At 59.9% G+C, this 24,642-nt stretch carries 19 protein-coding genes, 1 tRNA gene, 2 rRNA genes and 2 pseudogenes (1 of these 24 running past the window's edge); 9 read left to right on the plus strand and 15 right to left on the minus strand.

Annotation, left to right across the window (positions count from 1 at the left end):
- Positions 1–69: 69 nt before the first annotated feature.
- From J2J99_RS19755 to J2J99_RS19770, 4 genes are all read left to right on the plus strand, one after another.
- Positions 70–1,200 (plus strand): calcium:cation antiporter, encoded by a 1,131-nt coding sequence (locus J2J99_RS19755; protein WP_168301497.1) that lies wholly within the window; start codon positions 70–72, stop codon positions 1,198–1,200.
- Positions 1,201–1,329: 129 nt separating this feature from the next.
- Complete coding sequence (locus tag J2J99_RS19760) at positions 1,330–2,094, plus strand: bestrophin-like domain (RefSeq protein ID WP_207600939.1); 765 nt, start codon at positions 1,330–1,332, stop codon at positions 2,092–2,094.
- A 286-nt stretch (positions 2,095–2,380) separates the two neighbouring features.
- On the plus strand, positions 2,381–3,577 hold the full coding sequence (locus tag J2J99_RS19765) for an efflux RND transporter periplasmic adaptor subunit (RefSeq protein WP_168301498.1): 1,197 nt from the start codon (positions 2,381–2,383) through the stop codon (positions 3,575–3,577).
- Between the two features lie 42 nt (positions 3,578–3,619).
- Positions 3,620–6,802 (plus strand): efflux RND transporter permease subunit, encoded by a 3,183-nt coding sequence (locus J2J99_RS19770; RefSeq protein WP_168301499.1) that lies wholly within the window; start codon positions 3,620–3,622, stop codon positions 6,800–6,802.
- A 14-nt stretch (positions 6,803–6,816) separates the two neighbouring features.
- On the opposite strand, the gene J2J99_RS19775 is transcribed toward J2J99_RS19770, so the two are convergent.
- The 7 genes and pseudogenes from J2J99_RS19775 to J2J99_RS19805 all read right to left on the minus strand — a co-directional run.
- A complete protein-coding gene (locus tag J2J99_RS19775) occupies positions 6,817–7,146 on the minus strand; it encodes a hypothetical protein (protein WP_168301500.1) in 330 nt (109 codons plus the stop codon).
- The gene (locus tag J2J99_RS19780) at positions 7,143–7,931 is read right to left on the minus strand and encodes a DUF2092 domain-containing protein (RefSeq protein WP_168301501.1); all 789 of its coding nucleotides are present in this window, start codon (positions 7,929–7,931) and stop codon (positions 7,143–7,145) included. Before J2J99_RS19780 ends, J2J99_RS19775 begins: the two co-directional genes overlap by 4 nt.
- A 203-nt stretch (positions 7,932–8,134) precedes the next feature.
- The gene (locus J2J99_RS19785; RefSeq protein WP_168301502.1) at positions 8,135–8,932 is read right to left on the minus strand and encodes a hypothetical protein; all 798 of its coding nucleotides are present in this window, start codon (positions 8,930–8,932) and stop codon (positions 8,135–8,137) included.
- Positions 8,933–9,214: 282 nt separating this feature from the next.
- Positions 9,215–10,246 carry an ABC transporter permease gene (locus J2J99_RS19790; RefSeq protein ID WP_168301503.1) on the minus strand — a complete coding sequence of 344 codons (1,032 nt, stop codon included), beginning with the start codon at positions 10,244–10,246 and terminating at the stop codon, positions 9,215–9,217.
- 42 nt (positions 10,247–10,288) lie between these two features.
- A complete protein-coding gene (locus tag J2J99_RS19795; RefSeq protein WP_168301504.1) occupies positions 10,289–11,830 on the minus strand; it encodes a sugar ABC transporter ATP-binding protein in 1,542 nt (513 codons plus the stop codon).
- A gap of 78 nt (positions 11,831–11,908) precedes the next feature.
- The gene (locus J2J99_RS19800) at positions 11,909–12,874 is read right to left on the minus strand and encodes a sugar-binding protein (RefSeq protein ID WP_168301505.1); all 966 of its coding nucleotides are present in this window, start codon (positions 12,872–12,874) and stop codon (positions 11,909–11,911) included.
- Between the two features lie 202 nt (positions 12,875–13,076).
- A pseudogene (locus J2J99_RS19805) lies at positions 13,077–13,247 on the minus strand (SDR family NAD(P)-dependent oxidoreductase); the annotation flags it as partial.
- A gap of 210 nt (positions 13,248–13,457) precedes the next feature.
- Here J2J99_RS19805 and J2J99_RS19810 point away from each other — a divergent pair.
- Positions 13,458–13,727 (plus strand): annotated as a pseudogene (locus tag J2J99_RS19810) (transposase); the annotation flags it as partial.
- A gap of 271 nt (positions 13,728–13,998) precedes the next feature.
- Here J2J99_RS19810 and J2J99_RS19815 read toward each other — a convergent pair.
- The 4 genes from J2J99_RS19815 to J2J99_RS19830 all read right to left on the minus strand — a co-directional run bounded on the left by J2J99_RS19815 (position 13,999) and on the right by J2J99_RS19830 (position 18,146).
- Positions 13,999–14,403 carry a response regulator gene (locus tag J2J99_RS19815; RefSeq protein ID WP_168301506.1) on the minus strand — a complete coding sequence of 135 codons (405 nt, stop codon included), beginning with the start codon at positions 14,401–14,403 and terminating at the stop codon, positions 13,999–14,001.
- Positions 14,400–15,524 (minus strand): PAS domain-containing protein, encoded by a 1,125-nt coding sequence (locus J2J99_RS19820; RefSeq protein WP_168301507.1) that lies wholly within the window; start codon positions 15,522–15,524, stop codon positions 14,400–14,402. Before J2J99_RS19820 ends, J2J99_RS19815 begins: the two co-directional genes overlap by 4 nt.
- Before the next feature lie 274 nt (positions 15,525–15,798).
- Positions 15,799–17,559, minus strand: coding sequence for a PAS domain S-box protein (locus J2J99_RS19825; RefSeq protein ID WP_205919190.1), 1,761 nt, complete (start codon positions 17,557–17,559; stop codon positions 15,799–15,801).
- A gap of 152 nt (positions 17,560–17,711) precedes the next feature.
- Complete coding sequence (locus J2J99_RS19830) at positions 17,712–18,146, minus strand: hypothetical protein (RefSeq protein WP_207600940.1); 435 nt, start codon at positions 18,144–18,146, stop codon at positions 17,712–17,714.
- A 297-nt stretch (positions 18,147–18,443) separates the two neighbouring features.
- On the opposite strand from J2J99_RS19830, the gene J2J99_RS19835 reads away from it, so the two are divergent.
- Positions 18,444–19,034, plus strand: a complete 591-nt coding sequence (locus J2J99_RS19835) for an alpha/beta fold hydrolase (protein WP_246735440.1) — start codon at positions 18,444–18,446, stop codon at positions 19,032–19,034.
- 9 nt (positions 19,035–19,043) lie between these two features.
- On the opposite strand, the gene J2J99_RS19840 is transcribed toward J2J99_RS19835, so the two are convergent.
- Positions 19,044–19,805 (minus strand): extracellular catalytic domain type 1 short-chain-length polyhydroxyalkanoate depolymerase, encoded by a 762-nt coding sequence (locus J2J99_RS19840; protein ID WP_246763145.1) that lies wholly within the window; start codon positions 19,803–19,805, stop codon positions 19,044–19,046.
- A 61-nt stretch (positions 19,806–19,866) separates the two neighbouring features.
- On the opposite strand from J2J99_RS19840, the gene J2J99_RS19845 reads away from it, so the two are divergent.
- The 3 genes from J2J99_RS19845 to tnpC all read left to right on the plus strand — a co-directional run bounded on the left by J2J99_RS19845 (position 19,867) and on the right by tnpC (position 22,289).
- Complete coding sequence (locus tag J2J99_RS19845; protein WP_168302454.1) at positions 19,867–20,253, plus strand: transposase; 387 nt, start codon at positions 19,867–19,869, stop codon at positions 20,251–20,253.
- Positions 20,250–20,594 carry an IS66 family insertion sequence element accessory protein TnpB gene (tnpB, locus tag J2J99_RS19850; protein ID WP_168302453.1) on the plus strand — a complete coding sequence of 115 codons (345 nt, stop codon included), beginning with the start codon at positions 20,250–20,252 and terminating at the stop codon, positions 20,592–20,594. The genes J2J99_RS19845 and tnpB overlap by 4 nt, the downstream gene beginning before the upstream one ends.
- A gap of 75 nt (positions 20,595–20,669) precedes the next feature.
- Positions 20,670–22,289 carry an IS66 family transposase gene (gene tnpC / locus J2J99_RS19855; protein ID WP_168302452.1) on the plus strand — a complete coding sequence of 540 codons (1,620 nt, stop codon included), beginning with the start codon at positions 20,670–20,672 and terminating at the stop codon, positions 22,287–22,289.
- A 683-nt stretch (positions 22,290–22,972) separates the two neighbouring features.
- Here tnpC and J2J99_RS19860 read toward each other — a convergent pair.
- From J2J99_RS19860 to J2J99_RS19870, 3 genes are all read right to left on the minus strand, one after another.
- A tRNA-Met gene (locus J2J99_RS19860) sits at positions 22,973–23,049 on the minus strand.
- A gap of 213 nt (positions 23,050–23,262) precedes the next feature.
- Positions 23,263–23,377: ribosomal RNA gene (gene rrf / locus J2J99_RS19865) — 5S ribosomal RNA — on the minus strand.
- A gap of 217 nt (positions 23,378–23,594) precedes the next feature.
- Positions 23,595–24,642: ribosomal RNA gene (locus tag J2J99_RS19870) — 23S ribosomal RNA — on the minus strand; it runs 1,839 nt beyond the window's last position.

The following is a 24,642-nucleotide window of genomic DNA, read 5'->3' on the forward strand; positions in this document are numbered from 1 at the left end:
AGGGGAGCGGCAGGACGTGATGGTGTTGATGATCGCATTGCGACAGCAGGTGCGAAACGGCGGTGGTCGATGACGGACGGGCCTGCAGTCCGCACCGCCGGCGTCACCGAACTGCGCGAGGAGTGGTTCCTCGGCGTCAGCATCGCAACCAGCCTGATATTTTTCGCTTTTCCGGAGCAGCTCTTCCGCCGGCTTTCCGATCCTTTTTGGTTCGCCGTCATTTTCGGCTGGCTGTTTGCCGTCGTTCTCGGCTCCGCCTTGTCTGTCGTGCGGCATGCGGATCATCTGGCCGAACGGCTGCAGGAGCCTTACGGCACGCTTATTCTGACGCTCGCCATCACCTCGATCGAAGTCATGGCAATCTCCGCCGTCATGATTCACGGCGAAAACAACCCCACGCTTGCACGCGATACCTTGTTTGCTGTCGTCATGATCATCTTGAACGGCATGGTCGGCCTGTCCTTGCTGCTCGGCGCGTGGCGGCGGCCGGAACAACAGCATAATCTGCAGGGTGCCAATGCCTATCTCGGCGTCATCGTGCCGCTGGCGACGCTGAGCCTCGTCATGCCGACATTTCTTGCCGGCCCGGACGGACAGCATCCATCGACGCCGCGGCAATTGATACTGGGCATCATCTCGGTGGGCCTTTACGCCACATTCCTGTTTCTGCAGGCCGGCCGCCATCACGACTATTTCACCACCGACGGCAACCGCCATCAGCATCCCGGCGAGCACACTCCTCCGCATGGCCCCCTCTGGCCCCATGCGGTTCTGCTCCTCGCCTACATGGGTCCCGTCGTCTTTCTGGTCGAACAGCTTGCGCGGCCGATCGACTACATCATCGAAACCCTGCATGCGCCAACCGCATTTGGCGGCGTTGTCATGGCCATCCTTGTCGCAACGCCCGAGGCGATCAGCGCGGTGCGCGCATCCATCGCCGATAATCTCCAGCGCTCGGTCAATATCTTTCTGGGTTCGGTTCTGTCGACAATCGGGCTGACCGTGCCGGCGATGCTCGTCGTCAGCCGCCTTTATGGGCACCCGGTCACGCTGGGCCTGGAACACGGCGATCTGGTGATGCTCGTGCTCACCCTGGCCGTCAGCATCATTACCTTTGCCAGCGGCCGCACCCATCTGATGCAGGGCGCCGTCCATCTGGTGCTTTTTCTGGCTTACGTGCTGCTCATCTTCCAGCAATGACCTCCGCGCAAGAATAGGAAAGCAAAGACCTCCACGCTCGGTTGGTATTCCGCTATGATGACGATCGCTCTTGCACGGCTTGCCAGCATCGCGGCGCCTGCGGGGTGGCCAGACGATACGGAGAGGGACGTGAGCTCACTGTTGCTTGGCGGGCTGGTATTTGTTTTTCTGGCAGCGGCGACATCGATAGGAATGATCGTTCGCGGTCGCTTGCCGGATCATCATCTCAGTTCGGAATCCAAGGATGTCATCAGGCTCGCGACCGCGGTCGTGGGGACGTTGTCGGCCTTGGCGCTCGGCCTCTTGATTGCATCCGCCAAATCGACTTACGACGATGCCGAAGAGGAGATGAGAACGGCCGCGGCTCGGGTTCTGCTGCTGGACCGCGTCATGGCGCAATACGGCTCGGAAACCGGCGATGCACGTCGGCTACTGCGCCAACTCATCGAAAGACGACTGAGTCGCGGCTGGACTGCCGCAACCACCGACGAGGCATCCGGCAAGGCGCTGGGAGAATATCAGGATATCGAGGCCGTTCAGGGCGACCTTCGATCCTTGTCGCCGAAGAATGCCGTCCAGCACTCTCTCCAGACGCGTGCTCTCGATGTCAGCGGCATGGTGGCGGAAACGCACTGGCTGCTGGTCGAATCCGGCAGCGAAGGCCTGCCGTGGGCCTTCCTCGCGGTTCTCGTCTGTTGGCTCTCCCTGCTATTTGCGACCTTCGGGCTGCAGGCGCCGCCCAACCCGACGGTGCTGTCCATTCTCTTTGTCTGTGCGCTTTCCGTCGCCGGCGCGGTCTTCCTGATCTCGGATATGGCCAATCCATATATCGGGCTCGTGCGCGTCTCCGATGCACCCTTGCAATCCGCCATGGAGCGGCTTGGAGAACCGTAACTGCGATACGAACCCTCCTGCCCGCCTCTTCCGACTTCAACGCACTCCAATTGTGCACCAAGGGCTATTGCAATTTTTAGCAATGCCGCGACATAGTATCGCATGCCTTGAACCTTCGGCAGGCCATTGGGGGCAGCCGTCGAGGCACGCATGAAGACCACAGCGCCGCGCGTCCTTCAGACGCGCAAAGACGCTGTTGCAGTTTGGATTGCTGCATAACTATCCTTCGATCGGCTCCGGTTTCGGGAATTATGCGGTGGGCTCTAGACCTGTCGAGGCGGCGGCAATGCGTGGGAGATTGCATCAGGGTCTGCGACTTTTTGTGACATTTGCCGGCACGGCAATGCTCGCCGGCTGCGAGGAGAGCGGCAACACCTATGTTCCCCCTCCGCCGCCTGTGGTTCGGGTCGCGCAGCCGGTCCAGGAGCCGGTGACGCTCTATTTCGAACTCACCGGCAATACGGCGCCGCTCAATGCCGTCGATATCGAGGCGCGAGTTCAGGGCTATATCCAATCCATCGACTACCAGGACGGCATGATGGTGAAGAAGGGCACCAAGCTTTTCGGCATCGAGCGGGACACCTACGAGGCGCAACTCGATCAGGCGAAGGCATCCCTTGCCTCGCAGCAGGCCTCCCAGGTCGGCGCAAAGCAGGAATATGACCGGCAGGTCAATCTCATGAAGCAACAGGTCACCACCCAGACGGCGGTCGACAGCGCCAAGGCGACACTTGACGAGGCGAATGCGGCCATCCTCAATGCCCAGGCCAATGTCGCACTTGCGACGATCAACCTCGGCTATACGGAGGTGCTCGCTCCCTTCGACGGCATCGTCACGGATCACCTCGTCGATATCGGCACGCTGGTCGGCGTGTCCGGCCCCACCAAACTCGCCAGTATCGTCCAGACCGATCCGCTGTATGCCTATTTCAACGTCAGCGAAACGCAGGTTTTGATGATCAAGGAAACCCTGGCAAAGCAGGGACACACCTTCCGGCAGACGGACCTTCCGTCCATACCGGCGGAGATCGGCTTGCAGACGGAGGAAGGTTACCCGCACAAGGGACATCTCGATTACGTATCGCCTCAGCTCGACGCCTCGACGGGCACGCTTCAGGTGCGCGCCCTCTTGGACAACAAGGATCACGCCATGCTGCCCGGCCTCTTCGTCAGGGTGCGGGTGCCGGTCGGACACAATGACAAGGCCCTTCTGGTGCGCGACGACGCGATCGGAACGAACCAGCTCGGCAGCTACGTTCTCGTTCTCGGCAAGGACGACGTCGTCGAGCAGAAGCCCATCAAGACGGGTCAGCGTGAAGGCCCGCTCCGCGTCGTGGAATCCGGCCTCGACCCGGCCGACCTCGTCGTCATCCAGGGTGTCCAGCAGGCTATCCCAGGCAGCAAGGTCGCGCCCGAGAAGATGGAAATGAACCCGACGGCCAAAGCCGCGGGCGATGCCAAAGCCAATGCCACCACGCAGTGAATTCGCCACCGTGCTTCATCTGAACGTCCAAAGGACAACAGCATGATCTCGCGTTTTTTCATCGAGCGGCCGGTACTCGCCAACGTCCTGGCATTGGTCTTCGTGCTTATCGGCGCGGTCGCCCTCTTCCAGCTGCCCGTGGCGCAATATCCGAACGTCGTTCCGCCGACGGTGCAGGTAACGACCCGTTTTCCCGGAGCCAGCGCCCAGACCCTCATCGACACCGTGGCGCTGCCGATCGAGCAGCAGGTCAACGGCGTGCAGGACATGCTCTACATGCAGTCGACGAGCGCCAGCGACGGCACCTATTCCCTGACCGTCACCTTCGCCATCGGAACGGATCCGGATCAGGCGCAGGTTCTGGTGCAGAACCGTGTCGCCATCGCGATGTCGTCGCTTCCGGAAGCTGTCCAGCTTCAGGGCGTGACGACGCAGAAGAAATCGACGGCGATCCTCGGTTTCGTCAGCCTGACTTCGCCCGACAGTCGCTATGACAGCCTGTTCCTGTCGAACTACGCCGTCATCAACCTGCAGAACGAGCTCTCCCGCCTGCCGGGTGTTGGAAACGTCACCGTATTCGGAGCCGGCCAATACGCCATGCGGATCTGGATGGATCCAAACCTGCTGCAGGCGCGCGGCCTGACCCCGCAGGATGTCGTCAATGTCGTACAGCAACAGAGCCAAGAAGTCGCCGCCGGCCAGATCGGCATCCCGCCGGTGCCGAAAGGACAGCTCTTCCAATACACGCTGAACGTCAACGGCCGGCTGAACGAGGCGGCCGATTACGAAAACATCATCGTCAAGGTCGAAAGCGGAGAGGGTGGCCGCATCACCCGAGTGCGCGATATCGGCCGCGTCGAACTCGGCGCCCAGACCTACAGTCAATCCTTCACGCAGAACGGCCGGCCGGCGGCTGGTATCGGCGTTTTCCAGCTGCCGGAGGCGAACGCCATTGCAGTGGCGCAGGCGGTGAATGCGAAGATGGAGGAACTCTCCAAGAGTTTTCCGCCGGGCCTCGAATACCACGTGCCGTTCGACACGACGAAATTCGTCAAGGCTTCCATCGACGAGGTTTACGTCACCCTGATCGAGGCGGGTGTGCTCGTTCTCATCGTCATTCTCATTTTCCTGCAGGATTGGCGGGCGATGCTCGTGCCTGCAACGACCGTTCCTGTCACCATCATCGGCGCCTTCGCGGCCATGGCGGCATTGGGCTTCACCGTCAACCTGTCGACGCTGTTTGCCATCGTTCTCGCCATCGGTATCGTCGTCGATGATGCCATCGTTATCGTCGAGGGCGTTGCCCGGCACATCGAGGCGGGCATGTCAGGTCGAAAGGCGGCCGAGAGGGCGATGGAGGAACTGCTTGGCCCGGTCATCGGCATCACGCTGGTGCTGATGGCCGTTTTCATTCCCGCCGCCTTCCTGCCCGGACTGACCGGCCAGCTCTACCGGCAGTTCGCGCTCGTCATCGCCGCGACCGCGCTGATCAGCGCCATCAACGCCGTCACCCTGAAACCGACGCAATGCGCCCTCTGGCTGCGCGCACCAGTGCCGCTCGAAAAACGCAACGTCTTCTATCGCGGCTTCAACAGGGGCTACGATTGGGGTGAACGCCACTATGCCGGATTGATCGGCTCAATGACGCGCCGCAGCGGCATCATGGCCATTGCAGCGCTCGCGCTGATCGGGGTTGCCATTTGGGGCCTCACCCGCCTGCCGACCGCCTTCCTGCCGCTCGAAGATCAAGGCTATGTGCTGATCAGTGCGCAATTGCCCGACGGGGCCTCGAAGGAACGGGCGGATGCCGTGATGGAAGAGGTCGGCAAGATCGCCGAGGCCGCGCCCGGGGTCGATCAGGTGCTGACCATCAGCGGCATTTCGGTCCTCGACAATAGTGCCAGCCTGCAGAATGCCGGCGTCGCCTATGTCGTCCTCAAGGATTGGGATGAGCGCGGCAGGGAAAAGGGACAAGACCTGCTGTCGATCTACCAGCATCTGAACGACGCCCTGCAGCACGTGCTGACCGCCAAGACGCTGGTGGTCGTGCCGCCGCCGATCCAGGGCGTCGGCAATGCCAATGGCTTTACCATGCAGGTCGAACTTCGCAACGGAATATCCGACTATCCGTTGCTGCAATCGCTTGCCGATACGATCGTCAAGAACGGCAACGCCCAATCATCGCTGCAAAGGCTCAGCACGCCGTTTCGCTCGAACGTGCCGCAGCTCGCAGTCTCCGTCGATCGCATCAAGGCGGAAACATTGGGCATTACCGTGGGGCAGGTCTTCTCCGCTCTCTCCGGCTATGTCGGATCGAGCTATGTCACCCAGTTCAACAAATTCGGCCGCACCTTCCAGGTCTATGCGCAGGCCGCTTCCCATTTCCGTATCAGCCCCGAAGATATCCGCAAGCTGAAGGTCAAGGCCGGCGACGGAACCATGGTGCCGCTCGGCACGGTCGTCGATGTTACGAGAACGCAAGGTCCTTCGCTGATCAGCCTCTACAATCTCTACCCGACCGCGACCATCGTCGGCGGGCCGGCCGCGGGCTTCAGCTCCGGCCAATCGCTCGAGGTCATGGAGCAGGTCGCCGATCATACTTTGCCGACGGGAACCGGTTTCGAATGGACGGCGCTCTCCTATCAGGAGAAGGCGGTCGGCGGGCAGATCTACTTCATCTTCGCGCTCGCCATGCTGCTCGTCTATTTCGTGCTCGCCGGCCAATATGAAAGCTGGATCCTTCCGCTGGCAGTGATCCTCGCTGTGCCGCTCGCTCTGCTCGGCACTGTAGCGGCACTCACGGCGGCGGGTGTGGCCAACAATCTCTATACGCAGATCGGCCTTATCCTGCTGATTGCGCTCGCCGCCAAGAACGCCATCCTTATCGTCGAATATGCGCGTGAGAAGCGGGCGGAAGGCATGGAAATCCTCGACGCCGCCGTCGAGGCCGCCCGCCTGCGTTTCCGGCCGATCCTGATGACGTCCTTCGCCTTTATCCTCGGGGTGCTCCCGCTCGTGCTGGCGACAGGCGCCGGCGCATCGGCCCGCAAGTCGATCGGCATATCGGTTTTCAGCGGCATGATCGCCTCGACCTGCCTCGCCATCCTCTTCGTTCCGTCCTTCTATGTGCTGCTGCAGCGCCTCGAGGAACACTGGAAGCGGCGCGGCGCGCCCGTAAGCACGGCCGCGAGCGTGGCGAAGGCGGAGATGTCGAACGTCCGGTAAGACGATAACAGCAATTATTGGACGATCACCTGCACATAGACGTTGCCGCTTTTGGCATAATAATAACCGCCGCATCGATAATAATAGCCGCCGTAATAGGGACCATAGCGGCAGCCTGCCGGAAGCACGGCGATGGTCGTCGTCGTGCGTGTGACGACCCGCCGCGTCGTCCGGCGGGCCACGCCCGCGTAGGAGAGCGGCGTCAGCGGCCTGCCGATGACGGCGCCGGCCGGCGTGGCAAAGCCGATCGGCAATGGGAGGGATACCTGCTCCTCGATGTGAAAGCCGGTGATTGTCAGAACGCCGGCCAGACCGAGGGCGAAGAACAGCTTCCTATAGGTCATTTTACCTCTCCCGTACTGGCAGCCTCAGGCAGTTCATCAAGAGATTGCAGTTCACTGAGATCGACCGTCTTTGCGCTGGCTGGAAGCTCGATCGTGTAGGAAACGGCCGCGACATCCGCACCGCTTTTGAAGTCGCTGATTTGGATCGTGTATTGCGGCGCCTGGACGACGTGCTTACTGGTGATGACGTAACGGCGGGGTATCGGTTGCGGGCCGCTCTGTATCCAGATCTGCCAGTCGATCTCAGGCGTTCGGAAGGCCAGATATTCGCATTCGACCCCATCCACGAAAGCGCTGGAAATATGCTTGGCCTCCGTCACATCCGACATGAGCACGTCATAGACGTTGGAGGAGAGAAGATCGGCCCCCGGCGCTTCGACGCCTGCAGTCATCAGCCTGTCAATCAGATCATCGAGCGAACCCTTGCCATCGATCTTGGCATAGGCGTCGAGGTTCTTGCCGTGAACCGTCAGGGACGAACCGTCGAAACTTACGTCGAGGTCGGCAAAGCCGCCGGTCCTCGTGACGCGCAACTTGTCGGGGCGGGTCAGGTTGGCAGTCCCGGAGCTTACGAACTGGAGTTTCTCGAAGGCGGGCGTCACGGCTTCGAGCGACGATTGATAGGTGAAGGAGATCGTCTTCTGCGCCGTCAGAAAATCGGACATCGTCTTCAAAAGTGCCTTCGCATCATCGGCCCGCGCGCTCGTCGGCGCTGCGAGGCTGGCGGCAAGCGAAGCGTAGAGGAGGATCCGCTTCAATCGCGGCAAAGGGAAAGTCGATGACATGGCAATGCCTTTCGTTCGTGTCATCATTGATCTCATCGAATTGCGGACGGCAGCTGGCGGACCTGCCGCAGCCGGCTATGAAATGTGAGAGATGCAATGCAGGCAGGCGGACAAAGTGTCGTTGCCGGCCTCTGCGGCATCGCGCGCCGAATTTCTGGCTGGTGCGCGACGCTTTCTTTCTGAGATCAGGTTTCAAATGGGCGCTACAATCCCGAGGTCAGCACGCGATGGCAGGCAGGCGATACGCGCTGCAGATTGTCCCGCAGACAGGCAATGCCCCGCCCTCCTCCCAAGGGCACCATGCGGCACAAGGCCCGGAAGTCCGCACCGCAGGTTTCCCGCAGGATCATCACTTCCTCACGCGGGGAGAAGGCTGGCATCATCGCCGGAGGAGCCGGCGTGATCGCACTGGTAGCCGCCGCATCGCCGGCGGCGACCGGTGCCCCCGATCCCCCTATAGCCGCAACTGCTTGCTGACATGGCGCCGATAGAGCGGCATTATGCTGTTGCAGACAGCTGAGAGCCGCCGCACCGCCCGGCGCGACCCCGGAACATTGCGCCATGAAATCGCGCTGACAGGCCGATTTGACCGCATTGCGCTGCGCCTGCGTCGGCTGATGCGCCGGCGTAGCGGTCGTGGGCGCAGGGGTGGCCGTCGCGGTATTTGCAGGTGCCGCCGGCGTTGGCTCCGCAGATGTCGACTTGGGTTTGACGTTCACCGCAGAAACCGCCTTCCGGCAGCCTTCCGAAAGCGCAGCGCTATGCTGCTGCAGGCAGGTCAGCGCCTCGATACCGCCCGGCGTCACCCCGGAGCATTTCGCCATGAAATCGGAACGGCACTCGGCCCTGATCGCCTCGCGCTGCTCTTCGGTCGGCGCTTGCCCGGATGCAATTCCGGCGAAGAACACAATCGCGCAGAACGCGGGCAACGCGGAGATTGCCGATTGAAGACGATGCTTCCCGTGTGGAGAGGCTGTTGGAGAAGATCCCCATCTTCGCATGATTCCCCCCTGTAAATTTTTGATCTACTTCATGAAATCGACTGCCATCGAAATAGGAAAATAGGCGCCGCCGAATGGACGGACGTTACTTGCTACTATGGAAATATATGATGCGCCCGAACTACGTATATTAGAATATTAACCTTTTAGCAACTATTTCGTTGTCACTCGAAAATCGATGAAAACTTGCACGGATATTGTTTCTACCATCCAGAACGACAAAAGCCCGCACGAGGCGGGACTTTCTGAGCTTTGCTTGCTGGGCAGGTTTTGAACCGTTCGCTACACTTGGTCCTGATTGGCAGCCACCGGCAATTTGCCCTCGTCCGAAACACGGGCTTCGGTCTGCCGGGCGGCAGAGACGAGTCGGCGCTGTGCGCGTATCGCGTTCCATTGTTGGTCGATCAGGACGCCGATGAGGATCACGCCACCCATGACGGCGAAATTCAGCGACGACGGGATGCCAAGCAGATTCACGAGATTCTGCAATTCCTGGAGCAGGACTGTTCCGAGCACGGCGCCAACGATCGATCCCTCGCCGCCGCGGAGCGAAAAGCCGCCAAGGACGGCAGCGGCAATTGCGTAGAGTTCATAGAACTGGCCATGGCTGGCCGGCGAGATCGAGCGCGTGTACATGGCGAAATAGATTGCCGCGAGCGCCGTAAGCAGTCCGCAGATGACATAGGCCGATAGCACCATCCGGCCGGTGCGGATACCGGAATAGCGGGCCGCCTCCTCGTTCTTGCCGATCGCATAAAGATAACGCCCGAAGACAGAGCGATGCAGCACCACCCACATCACCACGGAAATGATGACGAGCGCTATGAAGGTGTTGGGAACGCCGTACAACCGTCCCGCGGTCAGGAACTCTAGGTACGGGAAATTTTGGCCGAACGCAAAACCCGCCGTTCCGTCGGCCGTATAAAAGCGCGCTGCGCCGCGATAGATAAGGAGGCCGCAGAGGGTGACAACGAAGGGTTGCAGATTCAGCCGAGTGATCAGCCAGCCGTGAATGGCGCCGATGACCGCGCCGAGCACGAGAATGAGTGGTAGCGCCAGAATCCATGGCATATCTTGGACCGCGACGAAATCGACAAACAGCACACCAAGAAGCGCGACGAGCGAACCGACGGACAGTTCGATCCCGCCTGTAATGATGACGTAGGCCTGGCCAATCGACAGGATGCCGAACAGGCCGATCAGGTTGGCGGTATTCGCCAGGTTGATCGGCAGCAGGAAGCGCGGATTGATGATCGCGACGACGATGCCTACGACGACGATCAAAAGCAGCAGTCCAAGATCTTTTTTGATCATTCCAGATCCATCCCCCGATATCTGACTATGTTGCCGCGGCGGCTATTTTACGCGTTTGCCGACGGCAAGCAAAAGGACGCTTTCCTGACTGAATTCGTCCTCATCGAGAATGCCGGAGATCTGGCCCTCATGCATGACGGCAATGCGGTCAGAAACCCCGATCACCTCTTCCATGTCGCTGGAGATCATCAGGATCGCGACACCGGCATCTGCAAGCGCCCGCATCAGGCCGTAGATCTCGTTCTTCGCACCGATATCGATCCCGCGTGTCGGCTCGTCGAAGATCATCACCTTTGGGCTCATAGACAACCATTTGGCAAGCACGACCTTCTGCTGGTTGCCGCCGGACAGAGTGCTGGTCCGGCTCGAAACAGAGGGCGCCTTGATGCCGAGGCGAACGCGCTGCCTTTCGGCGGCCGCCGTCTCGCGCTCGGCGGACAGCATGAAGCGGCTGGCGAGCGTGGGGAGATCGGCAAGGGTTATATTCTGGGCGATCGGGAAATCAAGAAGAATGCCGTTGCGCTTTCGATCCTCCGGCACCAGGAAAATGCCGCGAGCAACAGCGTCCCGCGCGGAACGGACGGCAATTTGCTGCCCGTCCTGCAGGATAACTCCGCCGTAACTGCGATCAATGCCAAAGAGCACCCTGGCAAGCTCGGTGCGGCCGGACCCGACAAGGCCCGCAAGTCCGAGGATTTCTCCATACCTGATTTCCAGATCAACGGGATGGCCGGGATAAGCGGCAGTGCGCACGGCGCTGACCTTCAGCGCAACTGCGCCGGGTGCGCGCTGCGGCTTTGCGGTACGGGCCGCAAGCATCCGGCCAATCATCAGCTTCACCATTTGGTCGTGGCCGATGTCCTTCTTGGCGAGAGTGCCCGCAAGCGCGCCATCACGGAGTACGACGACGCGGTCGGCCACGCGCTCAACCTCGTGGAGCCGATGCGAGATGAAAATAACGCTGATGCCATCCGCCTTCAGCAATTTGATGATGCTGAGCAGCCGCTCGGTTTCAGCCAGCGGCAGGCTGGAAGTGGGTTCGTCTAAGATGACGAGCCTCGCGTTAATGGACAGCGCCTTGGCGATTTCCACCATCTGCTGCTCGGCCAGCGACAGCGACGCCACAGGTGTGTCAGCGGAGAAATGCGCCCCCACGCGCCTCAAGAGCGGCTTCACCATCTCCCTTAGTCGATCGCGATCGACAAGCTTGAGAGGCCCCGCCTTCAGCGGTTCGCGCCCCAGGAAGATATTGGCAGCGACGTCGAGATTCTCAAAGAGATTGAGCTCCTGATGCACGAAGGCGATGCCGGACGAGATGCTCGATTCCACAGTGAGGAAACGAAGCTCCGCCCCGTCGAGCCGGATCGTGCCCCGATCGGGTGCGACCACACCGCCGAGGATTTTCATCAGCGTCGATTTTCCAGCCCCGTTTTCGCCGACGAGGCCGATGACCTCGCCTGGCATGACGTCCATTGACAGGCCTTCGAGCGCAACGACGCCTGGATAGGTCTTGCCAACGCCGGAAAGCGAAAGGAATGGCGTTACGGGCCCGCCCGGTGACGGCATGTCGGAACTATGGTTCATCGGCTGTCCATGGCTGCTGATGCTGACGGCATGAAACGCCTCTCGCGGCGGCGGTGAGTGCCGCCGCCGCGAAAGCGGCTATTTACCAGCCATGGCCTTCAGGTTGGCAGCATATTTGTCGACGTCGTCCTTGCCGATGATGACAGTCGGGATGATGATCAAGCCATCGGCGGGGATGCCGGACTTGTCGCCCTTGAGGTAGGCGGCCATCAATTTCATGCCCTGATAGGCCCATTCGAACGGCTGCTGAACGACGGTTGCCGCGATCGTGCCTTCCTTGACACCGCCAAGTGTGATCGGATCGTCATCAAAGCCGACGACAGTGATCTGGCCGAGTTTACCTGCGTCGCGCAGCGCCTCATAGATGCGCGGCGTGTTGTAGGAGTAGAAGCCGACCATGCAGGTCAAGTCGGGGCTGGCGACCAACGCATCCTCGACATTCTTCTTGGCGCGTGTCTGGTCGATGTCGTCACCGCGAACATCGACAAGCTCGATCTTCGTACCCTTGAGCCCTTCCTTCATTCCTTCGATGCGTTCGCGGGCGTTATCGGCACCCAGGAGACCGACGAAGCCCATGCACTTACCACCGTCCGGCATCGCCTTTTTGGCGATTTCGGCGGCCTGTTTCCCGGCGTCGACGTTCGAAGAACCGATATAGGCGACCCGGTTGGTCTTCGGTGCGTCGCTATCAGTGGTGAAGAGAGCCGTCTGCGAGCCGATCTTGTTGAGGCCGTCTGTCTGGGTCTTGGGATCGACGGCGGAGACCATGATCCCCTTGACGCCGGCGCTGACAAGATCTTCCATGAGACGCTGCTGAATGGCGACAGCCGCCTGCTCAGGATATTTCAGTTCCATGTTGTAGTCTGGCATCTCGGCCTGCGCCTTCTTCACGCCTGCCTCGGCGGCTTTCCAGAAGTCGGAAGCGCCATTGACGACGAATGCCAATGTCGGCTTGTCGGCGGCGTATGATGCAGCCATCGGCGCCGCACTCAGCATCAACGCGGCGAAAAACAAGGCAGCATTTTTCCGTTTCAGCTGTTTCATAATACTCCTCCCAGGGGCCGCGATTGCGAGGGCCCGTTCGCGACTTGCGGCCGGCCGCATGCACGCCCCCTCCAAGGGCCGTCGCCAGGCGACTTGTGGCATAGATGCCGATCGCACATCGACGGTATACCAGAATCTGAATTAGTAAATAGTAATATTAATACCGATCGAAACATGTCGATGCTGGGTCAGATCGACGATCTTCGAGTTCGGCAATCAGACCCGCCGACGCCGCGACATCGCGGACCCCCAGAACAATATCGGAGCCTGCTGCGGCACAGGCAAGTGCGCAAGCTCGGCCAATGCCACGGCTTGCTCCCGTCACCAAAGTCACTTTACCGTCAAGGCTGACGTCCGGCGCATTTTTCCGCATCGCGATGCCTCCCTCGATGAAGCTCATGACAGCATCGGCGTGCGGGCGCCAGATGGCGAGCCGCAACGATCGCTGAGAAGCGTTGCAGCGCCACGATAATCTGGAGCGGCTGTGTGCCGGGAGAGTTTGGCCTGCAACGGGTAATTTCCTCCGGAATTGTTAGAGTCCGGCCGACTAAGGACGGACGAATGAAGAAGCAGAGACGAGCGGATTGGCGCGAAGGTGGCCGACCTCTGCCGCAAGCACCGGATTCGGACGCGACGTTTTATAACTGGAGAGCCAATACGGCGGCGTGGAGGGCGAAGCGAGGCGGAAGAGCAAATGATCCGGTGAACTTTTGCCCCCCGAACGAGGCGAAGCGGCTGAATGCGCTTGAGGAGGAGAACGTTAAAGAAGCCCGCCGCCAAGCGAGGAGCCATCGCGCATCTGGCCATCATGGGTCTCTCGGCGCGGCGCGCCTGCCAGGTCATATCCGTTGATTAATAGCATAACGTTCGCATCATTCCTTCAAAATTCGGCTTCCCGCGACATCCTTTTGTTTCCAATGATTTTTCATGACGAGAAGTACTGTGGGACGCAGCCGATGGCGCACTAGAGACGTCATGCATCGTGCACGATGAGCAAAGAATAGAAAGTACCAATAAAATTGATATGTTCTGTAGGGCGTTCACATTCGCACTCCACACTGAGCACTAAATCGGCGTTATTGCGAGCGTTTGTGGCGCTAGGCAATGGTTGGGGACCTCAATGGTTACACATCGTCGGCCAGCACCAAGCTTGCAGGCGGCGCCACATCTTCGTCACCCACCACGATTGCCGAGATGTAGGAAAGGGCGTTCTTCATGCCGTTCACCGTATAAGGCTTCTCGATGGCGCCGAGAGCGCCTGCAAAACCCTTAGGGATCTTCTTAATGTTTCCGCTCACGAATACGTAGGGAATGCCTTTGGATGCTAGGTCGCGGCCGACGTCGATGCCCGTTTGACCGTCCTGAAGATGAACATCGACAAACGCAAAATCCGGGCGCTGCGCTTCCATCAGATCGCGGGCCTTCTCGCGGTTCATTGCGGTCCCGGTCACTTGGTGTCCGGCCATCTCGACCTCGCTTTCGAGCTCCATGGCGAGCAGCATCTCGTCCTCGACAATCATCACCTTCAATGCGCGCGCTCCTGTACGTCGACCAGCAGCGTCACATCGACGGTCGTTCGATGCCCTTCGATCCGCTTCTCGATTTTCGCGTCGACCTGCTTGGCGGAGGTTTCGAGGAGAATACGACCAATCTCGGCCATGTCCGCGTCAACCTCTACCGGTATCGAGGTGTCCTCCACCCTAATGAGAAAATGGCCGTTTAACCGCTTGACGACGACATGGATGTCGCCGCCGCCGTCGCTCAAGCCGCGACGGACGGCGTCACCGACGAGCTCGTTGACGATCAGCGACAGCGGGGTCGCCTTTATGGCAGGCACATAGAGCGGATGCAGATCAAGCGTCAGTCGGATATCCTTGCGCCCAACAGCCTCAACTAGATCGGTGACAAGTTCCCTTGTGAAGTCCGCGACATCGAACCGGGAGACGTCTTCCAGCGTGAACAGCTTCCTCTGGACCGTGCTCAAGGCCTCTACCCGGTTCAGAACGGACCTCAAAACGCGCTTCTGGTCTTCGTCCCTGGTGATACGGGTCTGGAGCTTTACGATCGAGGCCATGGTCAGCAGGTTGTTCTTGACGCGGTGATCGACCTCGTGGACCAGAAGCGATCTCGCATTGAGCTCAGCCTCGAGCTTCTCGGTGTGGGCGGCGACTTCCTCTTCGGCACGATGACGTGCGGCCGCGAGATCAGCCTCCCGGGACTTCACGTTGGTGAAGTCGAGTTGCGAGGCGAAGAAGTAAACGACCTTCTCGTTATCGTCCCGGACCGGAGATAGAAACAGCGCGTTCCAGAACGGCTCGCCATTCTTCCTGTAGTTTAAGATGTCGACGGCGATATCGGATCCGGCGCTGATTGCTGCCCGGATGCGGGCCACCGTTGCCGGGTTCGTCTCCGGGCCCTGCAGAAAACGACAGTTGCGACCGACTGCTTCGCTGCTCGGATAACCGGTCAACTTTTCGAAGGCGGCGTTGCAAAAGATGATGGGATTGTCGGGCTGGTTTGGGTCGGTGACGATCATCGGCATGCGCGTAGCCTTGAAGGCCGCCGCGAATGGGTCTTCGCGAACGTGACGGGCAACAAGGCGCTCTCCGGCATCTCGCGCTTCGGCTCGATTTCGATCGTGTTCCTGCATGATAGCCTGCTGATTTCAGTCTCGAAAAAAATAATGCTTGCAGGGCCTTCAAGTTCCCGCTTTTCCAGTGGAGAAAACGATCCCTGCCCGACCGCAATCGGCCCACCGGATGAGAGACGCACACCACAGTTAGGCCAAAAAATTCCGACTTCAAGAATTCACTTATGGAGCGATCAGGCCGAAAAATTGTTGCTCCCCAATCGAGGGGGCGGACCGGGGTGTGACGGCCGACGGCGAGATATCCGTTGTGCTAGTGCGGCCCCACGCCGCCCAATCACGCATCCGGTTCCAAGACCGCCTCGATCTCGCAGATGACGCCGGCAGGGTCGTAGCTGATCGTCGAGCGGCCATTCAGCTCGGCTGCCAGAAGCCTCTCGATCAGACGGGAACCAAAGCCTTTTCGTGTCGGTCGTTGCACTGTGGGGCCGTCCCGTTCGATCCATTTGAATTGCAACCCTGCGGTAGCATCCTCATAGGTCCAGGAGATCGAGACTTTGCCCTGCGCGACAGACAATGCGCCGTACTTCGCCGCGTTTGTCGCGAGTTCGTGGATCGCGAGGGAGAACGAGACGACGGCCTTCTGAGGCAAAAGCACACCGCAGCCGTCGATCTCGAACCGCTCAGGCGGATAGGGCTCCAGCACCTGCTTGACCAACTCTCCGAGATCGGCGCGCTGCCAGTCCCGATGTGTGAGTAGATCGTGCGCCTTCGCCATCGACATAAGCCGCCCTTGGAACGCGGCCACTTGGTTCCGGCCTGTCTCATCCTGATCCAGGGTCTGTCTCGCGATGGCGATGACGGTAGAGAACAGGTTCTTGACGCGGTGATTGAGCTCGCCGGTCAGCACCGTCTGCAGACGTTCGGCCTCCTTCCGGGCCGTGATGTCCTGGGACATCTTGGAAGCACCGATCGTTTTTCCGCTGCTGTCGTAGATCGGAGAAACGCTGAGCTGGACGTCGACCAGACGGCCATCCTTTCTTCGACGCTGCGTTTCGTAAGGCTCCACGACCCTTCCGGCGCTAACCTTTCGGAGGATTTCCGGCTCCTCGTCACGTCGATCTTCCGGAACGAGCATCAGAACCGACTTTCCAACGGCCTCGTTGCGCGAATAGCCGTAAAGTCTCTCGGCAGCGGCATTCCAGTTGGTGATCGTCATGTCGAGATCGATGCCGAGGATGGCATCATTCGAGGAAGCGATGATCGAGGCAAGAAGACGCTGCGCTTCCTGGGCGCTCTTGTTCGCGGAGATGTCAATGGCGATGAAGCCAATCTGCCGGATTGAACCTCCTTCATCTTTGAGGGCCGAGACAGAAATCGCCGTCCATAGGAGGCAGCCGTCCTTTCGCACGCACCTCTTTTCCATGTCGAAGGGTTCGCCGGTCTCGACCAGACGCTCGAAAAGCCGTTCGGCTTCCGGGTGGTCGTCCGGATGTGTGATGTCCTGGAGGCGGATACCGACAAACTCCTCTCTCTGATAGCCAAGCATCTCGCAGAAGCGCTGGTTGACGAGGGTCATCCGGCCTTCGAGGTCGGTCTGCCCGATACCGGCAGCCGACTGAGAGAACAGCGCCCGCAGACGTTCCTCGCTTTCCTTGAGGGCTTGCTGCGAACGCACCCTTTCGGTCGTCTCGCTGACGATGCAGAAGACGCCGCGGACGTTACCGGTCTCGTCTTTGATCGGCGAATAGGAAATGTCGAAATAGACAATTTCCGGATGCCCGTGGCGCTCGATGCAAAAAGGCCGATCCCTGGCTGCGACAGTTTCGCCGCCATGAAGGACCCGATCCAGCAATGGCTGGAGGTCATCCCAAAGCTCGCTCCAGTTCTCCTTTGCCGGTCGTCCGAACGCGCGCGGATGCCTCAAGCCGATCGTTGGAGCGTAAGCGTCGTTATAAAGGGCCAGATACTGCTCGCCCCAGAACATTACGATCTGGGCACGCGAGGGAAGCATGATGTCGACCGCAGACTTTAGACAGGCGGGCCACTCCGATGGCGCGCCAAGGATTGAGTCGTCCCAAATCCCGCGCTCGATCATGTGCGCTATTCCGGCGGACGGTATTTTATCGTTTAACCCGAATGCAGACACGCTATCCCAGCCCTTGGGTTTCATCAGAAACAAAGCATTTCGCGGCGAAAAATTAAGTCTTTTTTGCGCGATAACAAGGGACATGCCCCAGCTCGCGTGGTCTAAATAACTCCACCAATGTCTGACGATATTTGACCGGGTACCGCGGTGGTCACTATGAGAATGCCAGGCTCTCCCGGCGCAAATCCCATCGATCGTTGTTGCCAAACGGTGTCGAAGCCGTCGGCTAGGTGAGCATGGACGACTGCCAGACCGCGCAGCGGGACGCGTCGACGTGGGCGGCGTTGATTCCAACAAGCTTGGTCGGCACGGCGCTTAAACAGTTGAAAGACCTTGGTGGGCCGTCCGCTGGTCAAAGCGGCCGGGACGTCGTAGGGGCCGTCCTGTTCGAGAACGACGCTGTCGGTCCAGCTCTTTGCCGGATTGTGTTTCAGCCCTCCCTTCGCGTGAGCCCAAATCCGGTCAACTGCAAAAAGGCGAGGATCTGATTGCCTGCCGATCGGAACCATCGACGGGAAAGTGCGTTTGGCGCGCATGAAACAGCCCTGTGCAAAAGTCCCCCGCGTCGGCGAGATTCTGCAAGTCGACCATCATAAAATCCATATGTTGAGAAGGAGCCGGGCGAACCGTCCAGAGGTCGTCTTTTTGCACGGCTGCGGAAGCCTAGCCGAAGAGGTCGTCGTTCCTTTCGAAGGTCGCGCGAACATCGGGATCATTGCACCTGATCGCCCAGGCTACGGCTTCAGTTCTCCACTGCCTTCCGGAAGTCGGGGCCTCTCGGGCAGTCCGTCTGGCTCGAAGCCTTCCTTGAGCACATAGGAGGCGGGCCGCGCATGCTGGTCGCCCATTCCATCGGATGCGCGGCGCCACTTCTTCTCGCGCCGCGCAGGCCGGACCTCATTCGGGCCATGCTGCTGATCGCGCCTTGCTGCAGGCCAGTTCCCTTCAAGCCACTCCTCCTGTTGCGTATGGCGATGACGCCGCTGATCGGATCCGCCATCCGCCGCCAGATGACCACTCGCTGGCCGGAGATGATTTTCCACTCCGCGGTACGAACTTCGGCCGGCCCAAATCCCGTACCGGAGTACCTGGCAGCCTTGCCCGCGCGGCACATCGTGTCGTCGCCCTCAATCGAGACCATGGCCGCGGAACTGTCCGCTTTCAACGCCGACATGGCCGCCCTCGGGCACATTTCCTCCGAATTGCCGATAACTGTTGTCTTCGGCGACCGGGACAGGGTCATTGATCATCGGTGGCACTCGGAGTGGATTCGGCGGAATCACGACCAGGCGCTCTTTAAAACGCTCCGGGGCGTGGGTCATTTGCCGCACCATGTCTGTGCCGAAGTGTGCGTCGAACTGCTGGAGCGGCTTGTCGAAGCGAACATGTCACCAATGGACAATAGGCGGTCACCGGTGGCCTGATAATGTTTCTCAGGCAGCTTTCCTCAAGCGCCACAGACGCATCAGCTCAAGGGGTAGGGAGATGGCAGAGGGAATGACAAAAGGATCGCCGGTTGCAGCAAGAGGCCGTGTGCCGACCGGGAGTCCGTGGCCAAGGTCTTGCACCGAGTAAAGCGACACTGTCTTTCCTTCAGGCGCCTTCCATGTCTGCAACTCACCCCACGCCCATCGCTCCTCCTTGCCGGCGTCTCTCGCGATGCGCAGCACCCCTAGCCATTGATCTACGCAAGCCTGTGCGTTCAACGGATTGACCGTCCGATCCTTGCCACCATGCCAAATCGTGATCGCCGGCCACGATGTGGCATCACCGGAAACCTCCGCGACCGGTCGTCTCCAGCCGCCGGCAGGCTCACGAGCCCCCGACTTCATTGCACGTAGCGCCGACATCGCATCGCGAGATGAGCCAAATGGCATGCCAGCAATCATGGCGGCGCCTGCAAACAGCGTCGGATAGTTCGCGACGAGGGCCGCTGTCATCGCTCCGCCAGCCGACAGACCCGCGATGAAGATGCGCGAACGGTCTATCTGGTGCCGTCGACACGCCTCGTCGATCATCTGGCGGATCGAAAGGACCTCGCCGCGGTCGCGTGCGACAGCACTCGGTCTGAACCAACTGAAGCAGCGTTGAGAGTTGTTAGCAATTCTCTGTTCCGGATAGAGAAGAACGAAGCCTCTGTCCCCCGCCAGCTTCGAGAAGGAAGACGCAGAATCTAAAGTAAGCGGGTAGGTCACCCCACGTATCTTTAGGGCCGCTGAACGGTCATTCTCTAGCATGAGTCATGCGGAGAAACCTATGAGCGACAGTGTGAATCATCATCGAACATTCGAGGTCCTGACGGCGGAGCCGGTGCAGTCTCGACGCAAGCCACGTCATTGGTCGGACGAAGAGAAGGCACAGCTTGTCGCCGAGGCACTCTCGCCGGGGGCCAATGTGTCGGCGATTGCGCGGTCTCAGGGATTGGACCCGTCGCAGCTCTATGCCTGGCGTCGTAAGGCGCTCTCGTCGGGAATGGTCGCGCCACTGACGGAGGGAGCGCGCGCGCCAGTCAAGTTCACGCGCTTTGAGGCGGTGGCCGGTTCGATGGTGGAGATCGTCGTGGGCGATGTTGTGGTGCGCGTCGGCGGCGATGTTGATGCCGATCACCTGACCAAGATACTCCGGGTGGTCCGCACGGCATGATCGCTTCCGGTGTGGTGGTTTACGTGTCGTGCCAGCCGGTCGACTTCCGCAAGGGGGCCGCGTCTTTGATGGCGCTGGTCCGAGATGGCGGTCTCGACCCGTTCAATGGCTCGCTTTACGTGTTCCGGTCGAAGCGGTCGGACCGTGTTCGCATTGTCTGGTGGGACGGCTCAGGCGTCTGCCTCTATTCGAAAACCCTGGAAGAGCAAGGCTTTTGCTGGCCGGGTATATCGGCGGCGCGGATGCGTCTCGACCATTCGCAACTGATGGCGCTTCTGGCGGGGCTCGATTGGAAAAAGATCCGACCGGCCAAGATCAGGCGGCCGTTGTTGACGGGCTGAAACCGGCCTGCGGCAAGATGAATCATGTGGCTGTAATGATTGGGAAAGCGGCTGTTCTTGTGCTCTATTGCCTCCATGGATTTGCCCGTTTCCGACCTGCCAGACGACGTCGATGCGCTGAAAGCGATGATCCTTGCGATGGCGCGCGAGCAGGCTGCGAACGAGACCCGGCTTGCAGCCGCGGCGGCAGAGGTCGAGCGGCTGAAGGCCGTCGAAGTGAGCGCCAACGAACGGATCGCCAACCTCACGGCGATCCTGAAGGTTTTGCAGCGCACGCAACATGGCAAGCGATCCGAGCGGCTGCGCCTGGCCGTCAATGACGAACAGGTTTCCTTTGCGTTCGAGGAGGTCGAGACCGGCCTTGCGGCAATCCAGAGCGAACTCCACCGCGCGACCGGGGACAAGCCGAAGCGCGCGCCGCGTCCGCGCAAGGGCTTTGCCGCTCATCTCGAACGCATCGAGGAGGTTATCGAGCCGGAAATCCCGGCCGACTGCGCGGGGCTGGAAAAGGTTCTGATCGGCGAGGATCGCTCCGAGCGGCTGGACGTGGTGCCGCCGAAGTTCCGGGTGATCGTGACGCGCCGCCCCAAATACGCTTTCCGGGGCCGCGACGGTGTAGTTCAGGCCCTGGCGCCGGCACACCTTATCGAAAGCGGCCTGCCGACGGAGCGGCTGCTCGCCTATATCGCCGTGTCGAAATACGCCGACGGACTTCCGCTTTACCGGCAGGAGGCGATCTATGTGCGCGATGGCGTCGAGGTCAGCCGGTCGTTGATGGCGCAGTGGATGGGGCATCTGGGCTTCGAATTGCAGATGGTCGCCGATTATATCCTCGACCGGGTCAAGGAGGGCGAAAGGGTCTTCGCCGACGAGACGACCTTGCCCACGCTTGCCCCCGGTTCCGGGAAAACCACCAAGGCCTGGCTGTGGGCCTACGCACGCGATGATCGACCCTACGGTGGAACCAGTCCGCCGATGGTTGCCTATCGCTTTGAGGACAGCCGGGGCGGCGATTGCGTGGCGCGTCATCTCGCCGGATTCAGCGGCATCCTGCAGGTTGACGGCTACTCAGCCTATACCAGCCTGGCCAAGACGCGGGCCAAAACCGGCAGCAATGAACCCATCCAGCTCGCAGGCTGCTGGGCACACCTGCGGCGCAAGTTTTACGATCTGCACATCAGCGGAGTCTCTCAGGCCGCAACGGAATCGATCGTCGCCATGACCGAGTTGTGGAAGTTCGAGGACGAAGTCCGCGGCAAGAATGCCGAGAGCCGCGCGGCGCGACGCCAGGAAGAATCCGCGGCCATCGTCGCCAGCCTCTTCGAGCTCTGGGAAAAGGAGCTTGGCAAGGTCTCGGGAAAATCCAAAACCGCCGAGGCGATCCGCTATGCGCTCACCCGGCGAGAGGCGCTGGAACGCTTTCTCACGGACGGTCGCATCGAGATCGACTCCAACATCGTCGAACGGGCGATCAGGCCCCAAACGATTACGAGAAAGAACAGTCTATTCGCCGGCAGCGAGGGCGGTGGACGAACCTGGGCGACGGTGGCCACCTTATTGCAAACGGCCAAAATGAATGGCGTCGATCCGCTCGACTGGCTCTCGCAGACCTTGACCCGCATTGCTCAAGGCTGGCCAGCATCCGAAATCGAAGCGCTCATGCCCTGGAACTTCAAGCCTGACGTTATCGGCTGACCGCTTACAATCTAAACTCTCCGGAGTTTGCCGACAACCGTGGAGAACGACGACCAAAGCCGGGTTCTTCGGCAGGCGCCGGGACGGAACGAAAGTTTTCATCACCAATCGGCCAGGATTGCTGCCGAACGCGCTGACTTCGACGAGTAGCGGTCTGCGCGATACTTGGCCGGTCTTGGAGCGCCGCCGCCCCTCGCCTTCGGCTTGATTACCTTCTCGACGAGCTTGGCAAGCCGCTTTTGGGCCTTGAAGGCCCGCGACAGTCCTTTAGCGAAGTCGACCTTTATCGCATCGACCTGATGACCCTACCAGCTCGGAACTGCGAAGCTGCCAGTCGCATAAACATGATGTCACGTCTGTGGAAGCTGCACTCGGCAAACTCATCTTCATCGATCGGCATGCGCCACGCCTCGCTCGAACCAGTTCCGTCTTCGCGCACCCCTGAACTTCACATCTCATTCGCATGTCCGGCGACGTGTTCTCGGATATTGGACGACGCGGCTCAAGGGTTCATCTAAGACACCACCAAAACGCGCGGACTTGCGAACCGTTCCGGACTTAAGAAGGTCACGAGGGGTAGAGGACGATGCCGTCCCTCCTCGATAAGGTGAGGGCTTGGTGCCAGCGATTCGCTAAGATGAATTTCGGAATCAAAAAAGCCCGCTTGAGGCGGGCTATCTGTTTGGTTGCGGGGGCAGGATTTGAACCTGCGGCCTTCAGGTTATGAGCCTGACGAGCTACCGGGCTGCTCCACCCCGCGTTACCAGGTATTTGCCATCAGGCGAAATACCGACTGCGTAAAGCGCCTTTGGCGATTTACGCTACTGCCCGAGCAAATTGCTTGCAATTTGTCTCGTGTTTCCATGGCAGGTATTCTAACACAAAAGGCCGCTTTGTGGGCGGCCCTTTTTGTCTCGGCTTTGGGCCGTTGGCTGTGAATGAGAAGATTGTTTAGTTAAGTTGCGCTTTGCAGACCTGGCAGCGACCTACTCTCCCGCGTCTTAAGACGAAGTACCATGGGCGCAGGGGCGTTTCACGGCCGTGTTCGGAAAGGGAACGGGTGCAGCCACCCCGCCATAACCACCAGGTCGGCAAAGCGCAACTTGTTGTTTGAGAAGCTGGTGCAGGCCGAAGGCCTGCTTGTTTAAACACGTCTTTCATGACCTTTCGCGTGGCACTTTCGGCCGTAGGCCGCAAGCGCAAGGCGTGTCGCCACTCGTTTGGCGGGCCGTCCGCAGCGCCCCTGGCGCGTCAGGACAAGGTCAGGCATCATCAGCCTTTGGCTGATGAGCATGGTCAATGAGAACGATCAAGCCGATCGAGCTATTAGTACCGGTAAGCTTCATGCGTTGCCGCACTTCCACACCCGGCCTATCAACGTGGTCGTCTTCCACGGCTCTGATAGGGAACACTCGTTTTCAGGTGGGTTTCCCGCTTAGATGCCTTCAGCGGTTATCCCGTCCATATATAGCTACCCTGCTATGCCCTTGGCAGGACAACAGGTCCACCAGAGATATGTCCATCCCGGTCCTCTCGTACTAGGGACAGATCCTGTCAATATTCCTACACCCACGGCAGATAGGGACCGAACTGTCTCACGACGTTCTGAACCCAGCTCACGTACCGCTTTAATTGGCGAACAGCCAAACCCTTGGGACCTGCTCCAGCCCCAGGATGCGATGAGCCGACATCGAGGTGCCAAACAACCCCGTCGATATGGACTCTTGGGGGTCATCAGCCTGTTATCCCCGGCGTACCTTTTATCCGTTGAGCGATGGCCCTTCCACGCGGGACCACCGGATCACTATGACCGACTTTCGTCTCTGCTCGACTTGTCAGTCTCGCAGTCAGGCGGGCTTATGCCATTGCACTCGACGACCGATTTCCGACCGGTCTGAGCCCACCATCGCGCGCCTCCGTTACTCTTTCGGAGGCGACCGCCCCAGTCAAACTACCCACCATACACTGTCCCGGACCCGGATGACGGGCCGCGGTTAGACATCCATGACGATAAGGGTGGTATTTCAAGGATGGCTCCACGGAAACTGGCGTCCCCGCTTCAAAGCCTACCACCTATCCTACACATGCCGACACGAATGCCAGTGTAAAGCTATAGTAAAGGTGCACGGGGTCTTTCCGTCTGACCGCAGGAACCCCGCATCTTCACGGGGAATTCAATTTCACTGAGTCTATGTTGGAGACAGCGGGGAAGTCGTTACGCCATTCGTGCAGGTCGGAACTTACCCGACAAGGAATTTCGCTACCTTAGGACCGTTATAGTTACGGCCGCCGTTTACTGGGGCTTCGATTCAAAGCTTGCACCTCTCCTCTTAACCTTCCAGCACCGGGCAGG

Source organism: Rhizobium binae, assembly GCF_017357225.1.
In the GTDB taxonomy this organism is placed as follows: domain Bacteria; phylum Pseudomonadota; class Alphaproteobacteria; order Rhizobiales; family Rhizobiaceae; genus Rhizobium; species Rhizobium binae.

Excerpts from the sequence above, each read along its gene's own strand:
- J2J99_RS19780 (WP_168301501.1), bottom strand. The coding sequence starts at position 7,931 with ATGTCATCGACTTTCCCTTTGCCGCGATTGAAGCGGATCCTCCTCTAC.
- J2J99_RS19755 (WP_168301497.1), top strand. The coding sequence starts at position 70 with ATGACGGACGGGCCTGCAGTCCGCACCGCCGGCGTCACCGAACTGCGC.
- J2J99_RS19785 (WP_168301502.1), bottom strand. The coding sequence starts at position 8,932 with ATGCGAAGATGGGGATCTTCTCCAACAGCCTCTCCACACGGGAAGCAT.
- J2J99_RS19845 (WP_168302454.1), top strand. The coding sequence starts at position 19,867 with ATGAGCGACAGTGTGAATCATCATCGAACATTCGAGGTCCTGACGGCG.
- J2J99_RS19830 (WP_207600940.1), bottom strand. The coding sequence starts at position 18,146 with ATGCGCGCCAAACGCACTTTCCCGTCGATGGTTCCGATCGGCAGGCAA.
- tnpC (WP_168302452.1), top strand. The coding sequence starts at position 20,670 with ATGGATTTGCCCGTTTCCGACCTGCCAGACGACGTCGATGCGCTGAAA.
- J2J99_RS19790 (WP_168301503.1), bottom strand. The coding sequence starts at position 10,246 with ATGATCAAAAAAGATCTTGGACTGCTGCTTTTGATCGTCGTCGTAGGC.
- J2J99_RS19795 (WP_168301504.1), bottom strand. The coding sequence starts at position 11,830 with ATGAACCATAGTTCCGACATGCCGTCACCGGGCGGGCCCGTAACGCCA.
- J2J99_RS19820 (WP_168301507.1), bottom strand. The coding sequence starts at position 15,524 with ATGCAGGAACACGATCGAAATCGAGCCGAAGCGCGAGATGCCGGAGAG.
- J2J99_RS19765 (WP_168301498.1), top strand. The coding sequence starts at position 2,381 with ATGCGTGGGAGATTGCATCAGGGTCTGCGACTTTTTGTGACATTTGCC.
- J2J99_RS19800 (WP_168301505.1), bottom strand. The coding sequence starts at position 12,874 with ATGAAACAGCTGAAACGGAAAAATGCTGCCTTGTTTTTCGCCGCGTTG.
- J2J99_RS19835 (WP_246735440.1), top strand. The coding sequence starts at position 18,444 with ATGCTGGTCGCCCATTCCATCGGATGCGCGGCGCCACTTCTTCTCGCG.
- J2J99_RS19770 (WP_168301499.1), top strand. The coding sequence starts at position 3,620 with ATGATCTCGCGTTTTTTCATCGAGCGGCCGGTACTCGCCAACGTCCTG.
- tnpB (WP_168302453.1), top strand. The coding sequence starts at position 20,250 with ATGATCGCTTCCGGTGTGGTGGTTTACGTGTCGTGCCAGCCGGTCGAC.
- J2J99_RS19825 (WP_205919190.1), bottom strand. The coding sequence starts at position 17,559 with ATGATCGAGCGCGGGATTTGGGACGACTCAATCCTTGGCGCGCCATCG.
- J2J99_RS19775 (WP_168301500.1), bottom strand. The coding sequence starts at position 7,146 with ATGACCTATAGGAAGCTGTTCTTCGCCCTCGGTCTGGCCGGCGTTCTG.